Consider the following 15,116-nt stretch of genomic DNA (forward strand, 5'->3'; position numbering starts at 1 on the left):
ACCCGCGCGGCCAGGTCGGCGTCCGCACCGGAAACGTGCTGGGCGACATCGGCGTTCTGGTGAGCGGCGGTGTACAGGTACACCGCGCGCAGGCCTTCGGCGTAGGCCTTCTGCATCATCAGCGACCGGCGCACGTCGGGGTGCCGGGTGATGGTCACCTTCGGTGCGGACTTGTCCGCCATCTGGGTCAGATCGCTGCCCTGCACCCGGTTCTTCGCGTATTCGAGGGCATTGAGGTAGCCGGTCGACAAGGTGGCGATGGCCTTGGTGCCCACCATCATGCGAGCTTCCTCGATGACGTGGAACATCTGCGCGATGCCGTTGTGCACCTCGCCGACCAGCCAGCCCTTGGCCGGGACGCCGTGGCCGCCGAAGGTGAGTTCACAGGTGGCGGACGCTTTCAGGCCCATCTTGTGCTCGACGTTGGTGACGAACACGCCGTTGCGGTCGCCCAGCTCACCGGTCTCGTGGTCGAAGTGGAACTTCGGTACGAAGAACAGCGACAGGCCCTTGGTGCCCGGTCCCGCGCCCTCGGGGCGAGCCAGCACCAGGTGGGCGATGTTGCCGAACAAGTCGTCGGAGTCGGCGGAGGTGATGAACCGCTTCACGCCCTCGATGTGCCAGGTGCCGTCTTCCTGCTTGATCGCCTTGGTGCGCCCGGCGCCGACGTCGGAACCGGCATCGGGCTCGGTCAGCACCATGGTGGCGCCCCAGTTGAGTTCGGTGATGAATCGCGCCCAGCGCCGCTGCTGCTCGGTGCCGATGCCGTCGATGATGTGGGCCATCATCGGCCCGGTCAGATACATGTAGGCCGCGGGCTGCGCCCCGAGCACGAATTCGCTGATGGCCCAGCTGACCATCGAGGGGGCGGGCACTCCCCCGACCGCCTCGGACTTGCCGACGCGCCACCATTCGGCGTCGTACCAGGCGCGCACCGCCTTCTTGAACGACTCCGGCAGGCTGACCGAGTGGGTGGCCGGATCGAAAACCGGCGGGTTGCGGTCGGTTTCGGCATACGGTTCGGCGACCGGCCCTTCGGCCAGGCGCGCGGCCTCCGCCAGCATCGATCGCACGGTGTCGCCGTCCAGGTCCCCGAACGCTCCGGTCCGCGGGATGTCGTCGAGTCCGTACACCTCGAACAAATTGAACTCGAGGTCACGCACGTTGCTCTTGTAATGGCTCACGAGCCAGGGCCTTTCGAGAAACGGCCGGTGTACCGGCGAGGGATTCGGCGGGCGCACGGATAGGTGCTCACCCACGGCACACTGTGCGGCACCGATGCCGCGAAATCAATCTCATGTTAATAACCACTAAGTAGATGGTCGGATGTCCAACGGCATTCAATCCGCTGCTAGCACGTAATTGGCGCAGATAAGTTAATACTCGCTAAGTGGTGCAAATCACTGCGAGGGGGCGCGTCCGGGATTTCCCGCCGTTTCGATCCGCTCCCCGATGGCCACGAGGACATCGACGAGATCGGCGCGCCGCCGGAAGCGGGGATTGCGTACGGCATCGATGACGACGGTGACGATCGCGCGGCTGAGCACCCGCGCGACGGGCGCGGATAGATCCGGCCGCACCGCCTGCAGCATGCGGGCCCACTGGGCGATGCCGTCGAGGCGCACCCTCCGGTAGCGCTGCACCCCGTCGCCAGGAAGATGCCGGGTCTCGCTGACCGTGATCGCCAGGAGGTCGGGTTCGTCGACGCCCAATTGCGCGAAGCTGCGCATGAGCGAGCGCAGGGACTCCTCGGCGCTGCGGCCCTCGGCGATCGCCCGGGCGAGCAGCAGTCGGAGCCACTCGTCCTGGCGCCGGACGATCTGGTCCAGCAACTCCGCCTTGCTGGAGAAATGGTGATACAGGGCGGGTCCGGTGACGCCGACGGCCGCACCGATGTCCTCGATGCCCACCGCGGCATAACCGCGGGTGCTGAACAACCGCGCCGCCTCGGCGAGCATCCGCTCCGAGCGCAGCGCCCGGTCCAGTGCGGTGTTGCCGATCTCGGTGCGCGGTGGCCGGCTCGGCGCGTGGCCGTCCGGGTGTTCGGGCATCCGGGTCGTGATCACCGCCGCGACGGCGGCGTCGAGCACTTGCGCGGCGGCAGGGGCGGGCAACTCGGCGCGGTGATAGGAGGGGCTGACCGCGATCGACAGCACGCACCAGCTCAGCAGTTCGACATCGGCCGTGCTCAGTTCGGGTCGGCGTAGGTGGATCGTGTGGCGTAGGTAGCGGGTGAGCCGCGCGGCGCGGACGAGCACCGCGGTCTTGTCGGCGGTGGTCAGATTGCGGAACTCCAGTTGCCACAGCCGCGGCAGGCCGCGCAACTCCAGCGCGACCCGGACCAATTCGGCCGTTACCGCGGCACCGGAGTCATCGGCGCGATAGGCGGCGTCCAGCCGGTTCAAGGTGTCGTCGAGGCCAACCAGCAGGCATTGGCCCAAAAGTTGCTGTTTGTTGCGGAAGTGTCGATACAACGCCGTCGCCGAGATGCCTACCGCCGCCGCGATGTCGGCCATCGTCGTGCCGTAATAGCCGCCGTGCGTGAAGGCGTCGACCGCGGCGTCCAGGATCATCTCGCGCCGATGCGGTGGTCTCCGCCGTGGTTGTCCGCTGTTCGCCTGTGTGCCCATCGCGGTCAGTGTCGCGCATCGGACGGTCCGCGCCGGCTATCGGGCCGCCTCCCCGGTCGACCCGATAGCTGGTGCGCCGTGGCGATCTGTCGCGGCCACCGGTCCGTATGACGATTTCGTCACAGGCCACGCCGATGTCCTACTGTCGAGTAGGCTTCCCGCAGCTATCACCAGCCCGGGGATCGTTGTCCCACCAGGTAAGCAGAGGGAGCCCGCCCGTGAGCGCTGACACCGCGGACGCCACAGCACTGTCCACCATCGCGGCCCGCCTGCGCATTGCGACGACCGTCATCCTGCGGCGCGCCCGGAGAGATCCCGACGAACGGCGGCTGTCCGCGACGCAATGGGCGGTCCTGGGACGGCTGCATCGATACGGCGCCATGGCCGCGGTCGACTTGGCGCGGCTGGAGATGCTGCGGCCGCAGACAATGCGCAACGTGGTCGACGGCTTGCGCGACCAGGGTCTGATTGTCGGTGTGCGCGACCCGAACGACGGACGCCGGGTGAATCTGACCCTCACCGACGAAGGTCGCGCGTGGGTGTGCGGACATCAAGCGTCCGCGAACGACGCGCTGGCGCAAGCGTTGTCGGAGAGTTTGCGGACGGGTGAGTTGCACAAGGTCGGCGAGGCGCTGGATCTGCTCGAGCGCATCGCCTACGGTGACCGGGGAGCGGATGCGCTGATCGCGGGCGGTCTCGGCGCCGGGTCACTGGTGGCCGACTCGCGATGACTCGGCCGCCGCCCGGCCGTTTCCAGCAGCGCCCGTGAGGCCTGCCGCAGGTGCCGTTCGGCGAGTGTAGAGCAGTGCGTCCGAGCACCTGGTCATGGCGCGGCCACCAAGTCCACATCGAGCGGGTGAGCGGCTCGTGATGCGCTCCGAGCCCGCGCCGGCGGGGTGGGTAAGGTCTGAAGCGTCGTGGAACGGACGCCACGATGCCGCCGCCGAACAGCTTCGCGCGGACGCGCCGCCCTGTCGAACGAAGAGAGCTGATTGATGCCGACCTCTACAGCGCGCGCACAGATCGGGGTCACCGGTCTGGCGGTCATGGGTAGCAACATCGCACGGAACTTCGCCAGGCACGGCTATACCGTTGCGCTGCACAACCGCAGCATCGCCAAGACCGACGCACTGCTCGAGGCCCACGGCGACGACGGCGAGTTCGTGCGAACCGAAACGATCGAGGAGTTCGTCGCCGCGCTGGAGAAGCCGCGCCGGGTGCTCATCATGGTGAAGGCAGGCGCCCCGACCGACGCGGTCATCGAGGAACTCGCGGACGCGATGGAGCCGGGCGACATCATCATCGATGGTGGAAACGCCCTCTACACCGACACCATTCGGCGGGAAGCCGCGATGCGCGAGCGCGGGCTGAACTTCGTCGGAGCGGGCATCTCCGGTGGCGAGGAGGGCGCCCTCAACGGCCCCGCGATCATGCCCGGCGGCCCCGAGGAGTCCTACGACTCGCTCGGGCCGCTGCTGGAATCCATCGCGGCGAAGGTCGACGGAACGCCCTGCTGCACCCACATCGGCCCGGACGGCTCCGGACATTTCGTCAAGATGGTGCACAACGGCATCGAGTACGCCGACATGCAGCTGATCGGTGAGGCCTACCACCTGTTCCGCGACGCGCTCGGTTTCGACGCCAAACAGATCGCCGACGTGTTCACCCAGTGGAACTCCGGCGACCTGGAGAGCTACCTGGTCGAGATCACCGCCGAGGTGCTGAACCAGGTCGACGCGAAGACGGGCAAGCCGCTGGTCGACGTGATCGTCGACGCGGCGGAGCAGAAGGGCACCGGTCGCTGGACGGTGAAGTCCGCGCTCGACCTCGGCGTGCCGGTGACCGGAATCGCCGAAGCGGTGTTCGCGCGGGCGCTGTCCGGTTCGCGCGAGCAGCGCAAGGCCGCCCGGGGTCTGGCTTCCGGGCGGCTGGCCGACAAGCCCACCGACGTGGAGCGGTTCACCGAGGACATCCGGCAGGCGCTCTACGCCTCGAAGGTGGTCGCCTACGCGCAGGGCTTCGACCAGATCGCCGCGGGCAGCGCCGAATACGACTGGAACCTGCGCCCGGGCGATCTCGCGACGATCTGGCGCGGCGGCTGCATCATCCGCGCCCGGTTCCTCAACCGGATCAAGGACGCCTACGACGAGAACCCGGCGCTGCCGAGCTTGATTCTCGCACCGTACTTCCGTGAGGCGATCGAGACGGCCATCGACAGCTGGCGCCGCGTTGTGGCCACCGCGACACTGCTCGGCATTCCGGTGCCCGCGTTCGCGTCGTCGCTGTCCTACTACGACGCCCTGCGCGCCGAGCGTCTCCCGGCCGCGCTCACCCAGGGGCAGCGTGATTTCTTCGGCGCGCACACCTACGAGCGGGTGGACGCCGAAGGCAAGTTCCACACGCTGTGGAGCGGGGACCGCAGCGAGGTTCGCGCCGACTAGCCGGACGCGCTGTCGCAGTGCGGGATTCGCTTCCGCACTGCGACAGCGGGCGCTGTCACTCCCGTGATCCGGCAGCTCGCTCCCACGCACCCCGGCGGAGCAGGCGTAGCCCGTTGAGCCCGACGAGGACGGTGGATCCCTCGTGCCCGGCGACGCCGAGGGGGAGCGGCAGGGTCCCGGCGAGGTCCCAGAAGACCAGCACGCCGATGCAGGTGGCGGCGATGGCCAAGTTGGCGATCACCACCCGTCGCGCCTGCCGGGACAACGCGATCACCGCCGGGATCGTGGTCAGGTCGTCGCGCACGACGACGGCGTCCGCGGTCTGCAAGGTCAGATCGGATCCGGCGCCGCCCATAGCGATGCCGACCTCGGCCGCGGCGAGCGCCGGGGCATCGTTGATGCCGTCACCGACCACGGTCAGTTTCCGCCCGTCTGCCTGCAACTCGCGCACCGCGATCATTTTGTCGTCGGGCAGCAGGTCCGCCCGGACGTCGCTGATGCCGACACGCGCGGCGAGCCGATCGGCGGTGGCGGTGTTGTCGCCGGTCAGCAGTATCGGCGCGCTGCCGGTCAGCGCGGTCGTCGCGCGCACGGCCGCCACCGCTTCGGGCCGGAGCTGATCGGTCAGTGCGAGCACTCCGATCGGTTCGTGCTCGCGGGTCACGACCACAGCGGTGTAGCCGCTCGCGTGGAAGGCGTCGACAGTTGTGTGGGCGTCGGGGGCGGGTTCCCACGCGGCGGGGGAGCCGACGCCGATGAGACGGCCACCGACACGGGCGGTCACGCCGCGACCGGGGTGGGCCGTGAACTCGGTGACCTCGGGCAGCCGCAGCTCTCGGGTGCGGGCCGCGCGCACGATCGCCGCCGCGAGGGGGTGCTCGCTCGGGTGCTCGGCCGCCGCGGCGAGCCGAAGCACCTCGGCGTCGGTGAATCGCTGGTCCAGGCACCGGATCTCGGCGAGTTCCGGGATGCCGCGGGTCAGGGTGCCGGTCTTGTCGAAGGCGATGTGCGTGGTGGCGCCGAGCTTTTCCATGACCACCGCGGATTTGACCAGGACACCGTGACGCCCCGCGTTGGCGACGGCCGCCAGCAGGGGCGGCATGGTGGCCAGCACCACCGCGCAGGGGGAGGCGACGATCATGAACGTCATCGCTCGCAGCAGCGCTCGCCGCACGTCGTCCCCGAGCAGCAGCGGGATGGCGAACACCGCGAGGGTGACCGCGACCATGCCGGCGGAGTAGCGCTGTTCCACTTTCTCGATGAAAAGCTGGGTGCGCGCTTTGGTTCGGGCCGCCTGTTCGACCAGGGCCGCGATGCGCGCTACCACCGAGTCCCGCGCGCGGCGCACGACACGGATGCGCAGGGCGCCCGTGCCGTTGAGGGTGCCCGCGTACACCTCGTCGCCCTCGGTTTTGTTCACCGGCAACGGTTCGCCGGTGATGGTGGCTTGATCGACCTCACTGCCGCCGGAGAGGACGGTCGCGTCCGCGGCGATCCGCTCGCCGGGCCGCACCACGAGGACGTCTCCGACGCGCAGTTCGGTGGCGTGGACCGTCTCTTCCTCGCCGCCGCGCGCGACCCGGGTCGCGGTGTCGGGGGTGAGGTCGAGCAGTCCGCGCACCGAGTCCTCGGTCCGGGCGGTGGCCAGCGCTTCCAGGGCGCCGGAGGTCGCGAAGATGACGATCAGCAACGCGCCGTCGGTGATCTGGCCGATGGCCGCCGCCCCGATCGCCGCGGCGACCATGAGCAGGTCGACGTCGAGCGTCTTGTCGCGGAGAGCCTGTAGGCCGGCCCACCCGGGTTCCCAGCCGCCTGCGGCGTAGCAGGCCAGGTACAGGCCCCAGCGCAGCCACTGGGGGCCATCGGTCAGCTGCACCGCCAGCCCGGCGCAGAAGAAGACCACGGCCGCTGCGGCCCAACATGCTTCGGGCAGAGTGAACAGCCGGGTCCGGCGCAGGGGCACGCGACCGGATGGCGGAGTCGGACGGGTCGGCGCGAGCGTCGGCGCGGCCACGGGTCACCTCCAGAACGGCAACGAACAGACGGCCCGAACCATACCAGAACACATGAACACGTATTCATTTGTTCCTAGAGTATGCTGTTCAATCATGGGACACGGCGTCGATGGCAGGGACCGCCCCGCCGTGCGCTTGGATCCCGAATCGGCCACCCATGTGGCGACCACGTTGCAGGCGCTGGCCACACCGAGCCGCTTGATGATCCTCACCGAACTGCGCCAGGGGCCACTGCCGGTGAGCGCGCTGGCCGATGCCATCGGCATGGAACAGTCCGCCGTCTCCCACCAGCTTCGGCTGCTGCGCAATCTGGGTCTGGTCACGGGCACTCGCACCGGCCGCAGCATCGTCTACAGCCTCTACGACAACCACGTCGCTCAACTGCTGGACGAGGCGATCTACCACAGCGAACACCTGCGCCTCGGCTTGTCCGACCGTCCTGACGCCGCGGTCTGACCGACCCCGCGCACTGGCGATCCGGCTGCTCGGCAAGTCTTTCACCCGCTTCGGGTGATGTCGGCCCGGTGCGGCGGTGGCACCGTCCAGGAAATGACGGCCCCGGCGATGGTGGACAACCGGTACGAGTTCGCGAATGGCTATCCGATCGAGTCTTCCGCGACTCGGGCATGGGATGACAGCGTGTTCCAGCGCGCCGTGGTCGCGTACCGGTTCTGGTATCCGACCGTGTCGATGGAAGGAATCTTCAACGGCAACAGGGAGATCGGACTGAACGACAACCGCGCGGTCGGAATCGCCTCTACCGGGCCGCGGCATATCGGGTTCACTCTGAATTCCGATACCCCGTATGGTGCCGCGGTGCTGGATCTGTCGGCGGGGCCGATGGTGGTCGAGCTTCCGCCGGGACCGTACATCGGCCTGGTCGGCGATCATCATCAACGGTGGATCACCGATCTCGGCATTCCCGGGCCCGACCGAGGGCAGGGTGGCACTTACGTCATCGTTCCTCCCGGCTACGCGGGTGCGCTGCCGGATAGGGCGCACGTCGGGCGATCCGCGTCCTTCAAAGTGCTGCTCGCCGTGCGCGCGCTGCCGCTCGGTGGCGACCTGGCCGAGGCGATGGATGCGCTGCGGGCGGTCCGGGTGCATCCGCTCGAGGAGGCGGGCGCGGTGCTGGACCTGATCGGCACCACCGAGGTGGCCATGGACTCCACCTGTTTGTGCTGGGAAGCCGACATCTCCTACTGGCGGGTGCTGCACGGGATTCTCGAGACGGAACCGGTGGTGCCGGAGTTCTTACCGATGTACGGGCTGCTCGGGGCGATCGGTCTCGAGCGAGGCGTTCGGTTCGCGCCCGACCGCCGGTCCGCGGCGCTGTTGACGGCCGCGGCGCGGACCGGGCGCGGTCAATTGCTCGTCTCCGCGTTCGCCAGTGGCCGGCCGGACCGCATGGCCTGGCCGGACCGTCGCTGGGAATGGGTGGGACTGGTCACCGACAACGGCGACTTCCGGACCGCCTCCGGTCTCGACCTCGAAGCGCGCGACCGGTGGTTCGCCCAAGCGATCATCGCCGCACCGGCCATGTTCCGGCGGCAGGTGGGCGGCGGATCGCTGTATTGGCTCGCCGTGCGGGACGGGCGAGGGGATTACTTGGACGGCAGTGCCACTTACACCCTCGATATACCGCGGCCGGTGCCGGCCGGGCTGTTCTGGTCCGTGACGGTCTACGACGCGCAGACCCGCTCGCAGGTCCAGGCAGACCAGGGCAAGGCCGCCCTCCGGTCGCTGTTCGAGTTGTGCGACCTCCCGCCCGACGGCCCCGTGCGGCTGCACTTCGGCCCCATTCCTCCTGACGGAGCGGAGAACCGCTGGCTGCAAACCGTCCCCGGCCGCGGATGGTTCGCCTATCTGCGCATCTACGGACCCGAGGAAGCGGCGTTCGACCAGACTTGGCGGCCCGGCGATTTCGAGCGCACGAGCTGATCGAGTGTGGGCGACGGCCTCGTCTAGCGTTCGAGGTATGAAAAATCTCGTACCTGATGACGCGCCGTACGTCCTCGTCGGTTTCGCCCACCCCAAGCGGGAGCGCGCGGCGGAACTGCGTGAGCTGCTGCTGTCCTTCGTCGAGCCGACGCGCGCCGAAGAAGGTTCGTTGGAGTATCACTTTCACGAGGACAAGGACCGGCCGGGCACGTTCGTCTTCTACGAGGTATGGCGGTCCAAGGAGGATCTCGATCGCCATTTGGCCCTGCCGCGCATGCGGGCGTTCTGGGACGAGCGCATGGACTACCTCGAACGGGATCTCGACATCCGCTGGCTGTCGATGCACAGCCCGTATCCGCGCCCGGTCGCTGGCTGACAACCTGATCGATCCGCTGCTTGACCTGGAGCGCACTCCAGCACTTAGGGTGCGCTCATACAGGGTTGTCCAGGAGAAGGGATCACTTCATGGAGCTCGGTTTTCACATACCAATCTTCGATATCGACGGTGGCACCACCGCCATCGCCGGTGAGCTGGCAAGGGTGGGGGCGGCGGCGGAGGAATCCGGCGCGACGTGGCTGTCGTTCATGGACCACTACTTCCAGATCGAGCCGACCGGCCTGCCCGCGGAGGCGAACATGCTGGAGGGGTACACGACCCTCGGCTACCTGGCCGCGCACACTTCGCGCATCGACCTCGGATTGCTCGTCACCGGCGTGACCTACCGTCACCCCGGTCTGCTCGCCAAAATCGTCACCACCCTCGACGTCCTGTCGGGCGGCCGGGCGGTCCTCGGGATCGGCGCCGCGTGGTTCGAGCGCGAGCATCGCGGGCTCGGTGTGCCGTACCCGCCGACCGCCGAACGGTTCGAGCGGCTGGAGGAGACGCTGCGCATCTGCCGCCAGATGTGGGACCCGCAGGACAACGGGCCGTTCGACGGGAAGTACTACCAGCTGGCCGAGACGCTGTGCTCGCCGCAGCCCATCAACCGGCCGAAGGTGCTCATCGGCGGCGGGGGAGAGCGCAAGACGCTGCGATTGGTCGCGCAGTACGGCGACGCCTGCAACCTGTTCGGCTCATCGCCCGCGGACGTCGAGCACAAACTCGACGTGCTGCGCGGGCATTGCGACGACGTCGGCCGCGACTATGACGAGATCCGCAAGACGATCATCGCCAACAACCCGCGGCCGAGCCCGGAAAACCGCGACGAATTCGTCCGGCAGATGGCCGACTACGCCGAACTCGGCATCGAGACCGCCATCGTCACTCCGACCACCGGCTCACCGGCGGCATGGATCGATGGCATGGCGCCTGCCGTCCAGCAACTGGCGGAACTCGGCTGAAGTATCCGGCGCGGGCCCGGATCGCTTCCGGGCACGGCCGGTGCGCCGATCATCGGCGCGCGCCATATGAACCGGCGGGGCAGCGGTCCTACAGTTTGTAGCCGATCTGACGCAACAGCTGCTTCCGGGCCGCCTGGTCGTCGGCATCTTCCACGCCGAGCGGCGCCGAACCGTCGATCACTCCGATGATTCCTCTGCCGAGTTCGGTTTCCGCGATCAGAACCTCGACGGGATTGGCTGTGGCGCAGTAGATTCCGCAGACCTCCGGGACCTGCTGCACGGCGTTCAGCACGTTGACGGGATAGCCCTCGCGGAGAAAGACGATGAACGAGTGTCCCGCACCGATGTCGACCGCGTTCTTGGTGGCGAGCTCGACGAGTGCGTCGTCGTTGCCGGAGCGGCGGACCAGGCGCGGTCCGGAGGCCTCGCAGAACGCCAGCCCGAAGCGCAGGTGCGGACCGACTCCGACCAGCGCCTCGTGCAGGTCTTCCACGGTCTTGATGAAATGGGACTGTCCGATGACGACGTTGAGATCATCCGGTTTGTCGATGCGCACGGCTGTCAGCTCCACAGCGACATACTGCGCCCCGACGACGTCGATTCATAGCATTTCGACATTTGTTCCGCGCGTCGCGAACGGTCCCGTCATCACCCGCCGTGGGTGCCCCCCGGCCGGAAAGGCAGGTCCACGACCAGTGCCGTGGCGTTGTCCCTTCCACCGGCCAGGAGGGCGGCATCCACCAAAGTGTTCGCGATCGTGGGGGCCGCGTCGCCCTGCGCGAGGATGGCTTTGACCGCGGCGATGCCGAGTGGCTTGTGTACGCCGTCGGTGCTCAGCAGGAGTCTGCCCGTGCTCGACCCGGTGGCGGCGTACCCGATCGCGTCCGGCCGCACGGTGCGCGCCGAGGTGGTGACCAGATGATCCATTCGCGCGGTGGAGGCCAGCCCGCGGGTGCGGTACAGCTCGGCGACGGTGTGGTCGGTCGTGATCTGGTGCAACACTCGCCCGTTCCAGCGATACGCGCGACAGTCGCCGACCCACGCCACCTCGCAGGGTCCATCGGCCTGATCGGCGGCCGGAAGCACCGCGACCACGAGCACGCTGTCGGCCGAAGGCTCCGGGACCTCGCGCAGGAGTTCCTCCTGGGCCGCGAGAATTCCCGCGCGCGCTCCATCGGCGGCGGCGCAGCGCGCCGCCGCGGCGGCGACCGTGCGTGCCGCGCGGGCTCCGAGCAGATGATCTCCGACGCCGTCGGCGACGACATACGCCGTCGCTCCGGTCACGGCGTCGGTCTCGATCGCCACCGCGTCGGCGTTGATCGACCGTGACGCGCGCCGACTGGCCGAAGCGCCGGTCGGGCCGCCCAGCCGCGGTGTCGGGATCCGCGGCATGCTCGCGGTGGTGCCGGTAAACACGAACTGGTCTCCTCGTTGCTGGGCTCTGAGTGCTGCCGACCAGCACCCTTCAAGGACACCGCATCAGTATTTGGACTTGGCGAGAGTCCGTTGTGTGAACGCTGAGAATTCGCTTTCGATCAGGTCACGACGGGCGTCCCGGCCGGTGGCGCCGCCCGCCTTCCGGCCGGAGCAGACGCTGCCGCCGGTGGGCGGACGAAGGGCGCATTGACCGATCACCCCTGTACCTTGTGCCGCAGTCCACAGCGCGGGATGCATTTCGCAACAATGTTTCTGGATTCCGGCAATCGCTCGGCTCACTGTTCGTTGCTCGGCGCATTTACGTTCTCGGCTGTGCAGCAGGGGTGCACGCAGCACACAAATCACCGAAGCCGGTCACTTTTGTCCGGTTTGTTCGGCTCTTGCCGCACAATTCGACGGATATCTGCGGCGACCGCAAATTCGGAGCCGTCGGCTCGTTACGTCCCAGCACAGCTGCCGGAACGGTGCGTGTCCATGTCTGTTCGGCGCTGACGCAGCCGACAACCTCTCTGCCACAAATCAATCGACGCGCCGAGTCGGGTCGTGCAGCGGATCCGCCGGCGTCCGATAACGCGCGCCGCCCCATGCGCAGGCGTGTTCGGGAACGGAGTACCACGTGGTCATCGGTCCCGCCGAGGACGCTTCCCTGCGATTCGCGCCGCGGCTGATCCCGCCGCGCGGAGGTGTGCCCACCCCGGTGCTCGTGGTCGCCGCGATGGTCAGCATCCAACTCGGCGGGGTCATCGCCAAGCATCTGTTCACACTCGCGTCGCCGGTAACGGTCGCGTGCGGCTGGATCATGCTCGCGGGCTTGTTCGCCGTGCTGGTGCGGCGGCTTGGCGGCCTCGGCGGCGGTGGCCGTGCTCTGGTCGCTGCTGCCGCATGCCATCGAGATGGCGGCCTTGCGCCGGATCACGCCCGCGGTGTTCGGCGTCATGATGAGTTCGGAGCCCGTGGTGGCCGCGGGCGTCGGGCTGCTGTTGCTCGGCGAGCAGATGCGGGCGGCGCAGTGGTCGGGTATCGGCCTGGTGGTCGTGGCGTGCGCAGGAGTGGCGCGTGGTTCCCGTGCCGACGCCGTCGGCGATCGGGCGTATGCCGAAATGGCGAATGGCGGTGTCCAGCGCTGTAGACAAGACCACACAGGTTTTCCGGATGTCGGCATCGTTCACGTGTTTCCGTCGCGGCTACCGACAGACATGATGACTAGGCAGAATGCATTCCGCACGCGACGATTTCGCTAGGGGAGAAGTTGTCGGTGACGTAGACAACATCCGAAACTCGGCCGATTTCCCCGCATTACCGGCGGGTACGTGATCGAATGCTCTGCAACTGATGTCGCGAACCCATGTGATGCACCGGGTTCAGTAATCCGGGAGGTTGTGGCTGTGGCCGACGCAAGCGTGCCCACGCTGCGTCCGTCCGAGCTGGAGAGGTTGGCTCAGCTCGACGAACACAACGAACTTTCCGCCGACCAGGTGCGATCGAGTTCGCAGCGGCTGGGCGTGCCGGAGGAGGACCTGTGGCGGTGGCTGGAGGACCGCCGCAGTGCGTCCGCGCCCACCAGACGCATCGATGTCCCCGACTCCCCGACCGCCCACGTCGATGTTCCCGACCCGCCCACCACACGCGTCGATGTTCCCGACCCGCCGACCACGCGCATAGATGTCCCTGATCCGCCGACCACCCGGATCGATGGCCCTGAGCCACCGACCAGGCACGTGGGGTATGGGGAGATCAACCACCGGCAGTCCCGCATCATCACGCTTCCCGAAGCGGCCGGAGGCGGGCTGCTTCCGCAGATCTCCGACGGGGACGTCACCACTTTCCGGGCCGATGCCTACCGGAGCCTGCCATCGGAAGAATTCGCGCGCATCGACGCCGTCTACGCCGACGGGATCCAGCTGGCCTGCCGGTGGCTGGCCGAACACACCGGCCGACCGTGCAGGCACGACCTGAACCAGAACGGCGTCGGCAGCTGGCTGGGGCCGCGCGGGGCCGGCCTGGCCGAATACATGCTCTCGGTGCTGCAACCTCGCCTCAGCGTGCCGGACCGCTTCCAGCAAGGCGCCGGTCTGGTGGACGAGTGGAACGACATTCTCAGCCTGTACCGATTCCTCGGCGGCCTCGTCGCCGACAGCCCCAGCCGCGGGCACACGATCACGCGCCTGCGCGGCGCGCAAGCGGCGTTCCTGTTGCACGGAATGCGCCTGGATCTGCCGCCGGACCTGGCCTACTCGGTCGGGCCGGGGCTGACGACGGTTCCGATCGACGACGACCTGGTCGCCCGGGTCCGGGCCAGGACCGCCGATCCGGTGGACGCGGCGGCGATCGTCACCGCGCTCTTCACCGGCGCCACCGCGATGGAACTCAACGCGATCCCCTGCGTCGCGCTGGCCGCGGACGCGCTGATCTTCAACGGCCCGATCGGTTACACCCACGCTCCGGACCTGTACGTGTGGGTGATTCCGCCGTCGGCGCGCCCTCTGCTGTACGAAGCCCGCATCCACCAGGAATCACGCCCCACACCGAACACCAAGCTGTTCGCCGGCGCCATCGGCGGAGCCGGTTTCCGCCTCCGCAGGCTCGCCGCGGCGTGCGAGGTTACGCTGCCGGATCTGTACCACTGGCATCACAGCTGGATCCGCGAAGCCGGACTGCTCCGGAAGTCCGAACAATCCACACCGGTCCGGAATACCGATCTGCTCTTCGGTCTGAAACTCGCGCCACGGCCACGCCGCCGCCGCGCACGCTGACGCCGGGGCGTCGAGCAGGTCACCCCGCGTCGTCGAACAGATGCCGTGGCGCGGCCTGCCGCCACGAGTCCTGCACGATGGCTTCGAGTTCCTCCCGGTCGTCGAGGGCGGTCAGCCGCGCACGGACCCAGGCGTTGCCTGCTTCGTGCGCGGCGATCCAGAACTTGTCCGGTTCGGCGACGACGAGTTCGTCGCGGTCGGCGATGGGGCAGCGGACCGCCATCGAGGTCTCGGACTCAGGAAGGGTGAGGAACAGCTTGCCCGCGACCCGGAAGGTCGGCATCCCCCAGGTGAATTGTTCGGATGTCTCCGGTAGCGACAGCGCGAAGGCCCGGACATCGTCCCCGGTGAAACTCATGCACCGAATCCTGCCAGCTCGCAAGGGAAGTCTCGGACGCGGTCGGATCATGTGCGGAGATTGCCCACGCGATGCCGGGCCGATCCATAGGGCACCGTGCCAACGCGGCCGTCCGGGCGTTGTGAGCTACCCAGTAATCGACTCGGCGCCACGGCGTTCGCCGTCCAGCCCCCTATCGTCTGCGCAACAGCCAGTGAGGT

15 protein-coding genes are annotated in these 15,116 nt (G+C 68.1%); 8 read left to right on the forward strand and 7 right to left on the reverse strand.

The window, feature by feature from the left end:
• A partial coding sequence (locus ACWEO7_RS26325; protein ID WP_452427015.1) for an acyl-CoA dehydrogenase family protein occupies positions 1–1,184 on the reverse strand: 1,184 nt, incomplete at its 3' end.
• 216 nt (positions 1,185–1,400) lie between these two features.
• Positions 1,401–2,630: a TetR/AcrR family transcriptional regulator gene (locus tag ACWEO7_RS26330; RefSeq protein WP_452427016.1), complete on the reverse strand. Its 1,230-nt coding sequence runs from the start codon at positions 2,628–2,630 to the stop codon at positions 1,401–1,403.
• A gap of 218 nt (positions 2,631–2,848) precedes the next feature.
• Here ACWEO7_RS26330 and ACWEO7_RS26335 point away from each other — a divergent pair, with 218 nt between their 5' ends.
• Positions 2,849–3,361 carry a MarR family winged helix-turn-helix transcriptional regulator gene (locus ACWEO7_RS26335; RefSeq protein WP_452427018.1) on the forward strand — a complete coding sequence of 171 codons (513 nt, stop codon included), beginning with the start codon at positions 2,849–2,851 and terminating at the stop codon, positions 3,359–3,361.
• A gap of 264 nt (positions 3,362–3,625) precedes the next feature.
• Positions 3,626–5,071: an NADP-dependent phosphogluconate dehydrogenase gene (gene gndA / locus ACWEO7_RS26340; protein ID WP_452427020.1), complete on the forward strand. Its 1,446-nt coding sequence runs from the start codon at positions 3,626–3,628 to the stop codon at positions 5,069–5,071.
• Positions 5,072–5,126: 55 nt separating this feature from the next.
• Here gndA and ACWEO7_RS26345 read toward each other — a convergent pair whose 3' ends face one another.
• Positions 5,127–7,085, reverse strand: coding sequence for a heavy metal translocating P-type ATPase (locus ACWEO7_RS26345; protein ID WP_452427022.1), 1,959 nt, complete (start codon positions 7,083–7,085; stop codon positions 5,127–5,129).
• A gap of 94 nt (positions 7,086–7,179) precedes the next feature.
• Here ACWEO7_RS26345 and ACWEO7_RS26350 point away from each other — a divergent pair, with 94 nt between their 5' ends.
• The 4 genes from ACWEO7_RS26350 (at position 7,180) to ACWEO7_RS26365 (ending at position 10,368) form a co-directional block, all read left to right on the forward strand.
• Complete coding sequence (locus tag ACWEO7_RS26350; RefSeq protein ID WP_452427024.1) at positions 7,180–7,542, forward strand: ArsR/SmtB family transcription factor; 363 nt, start codon at positions 7,180–7,182, stop codon at positions 7,540–7,542.
• Positions 7,543–7,635: 93 nt separating this feature from the next.
• Positions 7,636–9,027 (forward strand): DUF1214 domain-containing protein, encoded by a 1,392-nt coding sequence (locus ACWEO7_RS26355; protein ID WP_452427026.1) that lies wholly within the window; start codon positions 7,636–7,638, stop codon positions 9,025–9,027.
• A gap of 37 nt (positions 9,028–9,064) precedes the next feature.
• Entirely contained in the window at positions 9,065–9,403 is a 339-nt protein-coding gene (locus tag ACWEO7_RS26360; protein WP_452427028.1) for a putative quinol monooxygenase, read from the forward strand.
• Between the two features lie 89 nt (positions 9,404–9,492).
• The gene (locus ACWEO7_RS26365; protein WP_452427030.1) at positions 9,493–10,368 is read left to right on the forward strand and encodes an LLM class F420-dependent oxidoreductase; all 876 of its coding nucleotides are present in this window, start codon (positions 9,493–9,495) and stop codon (positions 10,366–10,368) included.
• Between the two features lie 88 nt (positions 10,369–10,456).
• Here ACWEO7_RS26365 and ACWEO7_RS26370 read toward each other — a convergent pair whose 3' ends face one another.
• From ACWEO7_RS26370 to ACWEO7_RS26380, 3 genes are all read right to left on the reverse strand, one after another.
• Positions 10,457–10,939, reverse strand: coding sequence for an adenosine-specific kinase (locus tag ACWEO7_RS26370; protein ID WP_450025290.1), 483 nt, complete (start codon positions 10,937–10,939; stop codon positions 10,457–10,459).
• 77 nt (positions 10,940–11,016) lie between these two features.
• Complete coding sequence (locus ACWEO7_RS26375; RefSeq protein WP_452427032.1) at positions 11,017–11,784, reverse strand: PP2C family protein-serine/threonine phosphatase; 768 nt, start codon at positions 11,782–11,784, stop codon at positions 11,017–11,019.
• Positions 11,785–12,324: 540 nt separating this feature from the next.
• Positions 12,325–12,549: a hypothetical protein gene (locus tag ACWEO7_RS26380; protein ID WP_452427033.1), complete on the reverse strand. Its 225-nt coding sequence runs from the start codon at positions 12,547–12,549 to the stop codon at positions 12,325–12,327.
• Positions 12,550–12,641: 92 nt separating this feature from the next.
• Here ACWEO7_RS26380 and ACWEO7_RS26385 point away from each other — a divergent pair, with 92 nt between their 5' ends.
• Both ACWEO7_RS26385 and ACWEO7_RS26390 read left to right on the forward strand, forming a co-directional pair.
• Positions 12,642–13,046, forward strand: coding sequence for an EamA family transporter (locus ACWEO7_RS26385; protein WP_452427035.1), 405 nt, complete (start codon positions 12,642–12,644; stop codon positions 13,044–13,046).
• A gap of 144 nt (positions 13,047–13,190) precedes the next feature.
• The gene (locus ACWEO7_RS26390; RefSeq protein ID WP_452427037.1) at positions 13,191–14,558 is read left to right on the forward strand and encodes a hypothetical protein; all 1,368 of its coding nucleotides are present in this window, start codon (positions 13,191–13,193) and stop codon (positions 14,556–14,558) included.
• Between the two features lie 19 nt (positions 14,559–14,577).
• Here the strand turns inward: ACWEO7_RS26390 and ACWEO7_RS26395 are convergent, their stop codons facing one another.
• Positions 14,578–14,916: an MmcQ/YjbR family DNA-binding protein gene (locus ACWEO7_RS26395; RefSeq protein ID WP_450018884.1), complete on the reverse strand. Its 339-nt coding sequence runs from the start codon at positions 14,914–14,916 to the stop codon at positions 14,578–14,580.
• Positions 14,917–15,116: the final 200 nt, after the last annotated feature.

The organism is Nocardia sp. NPDC004260 (genome assembly GCF_053603155.1).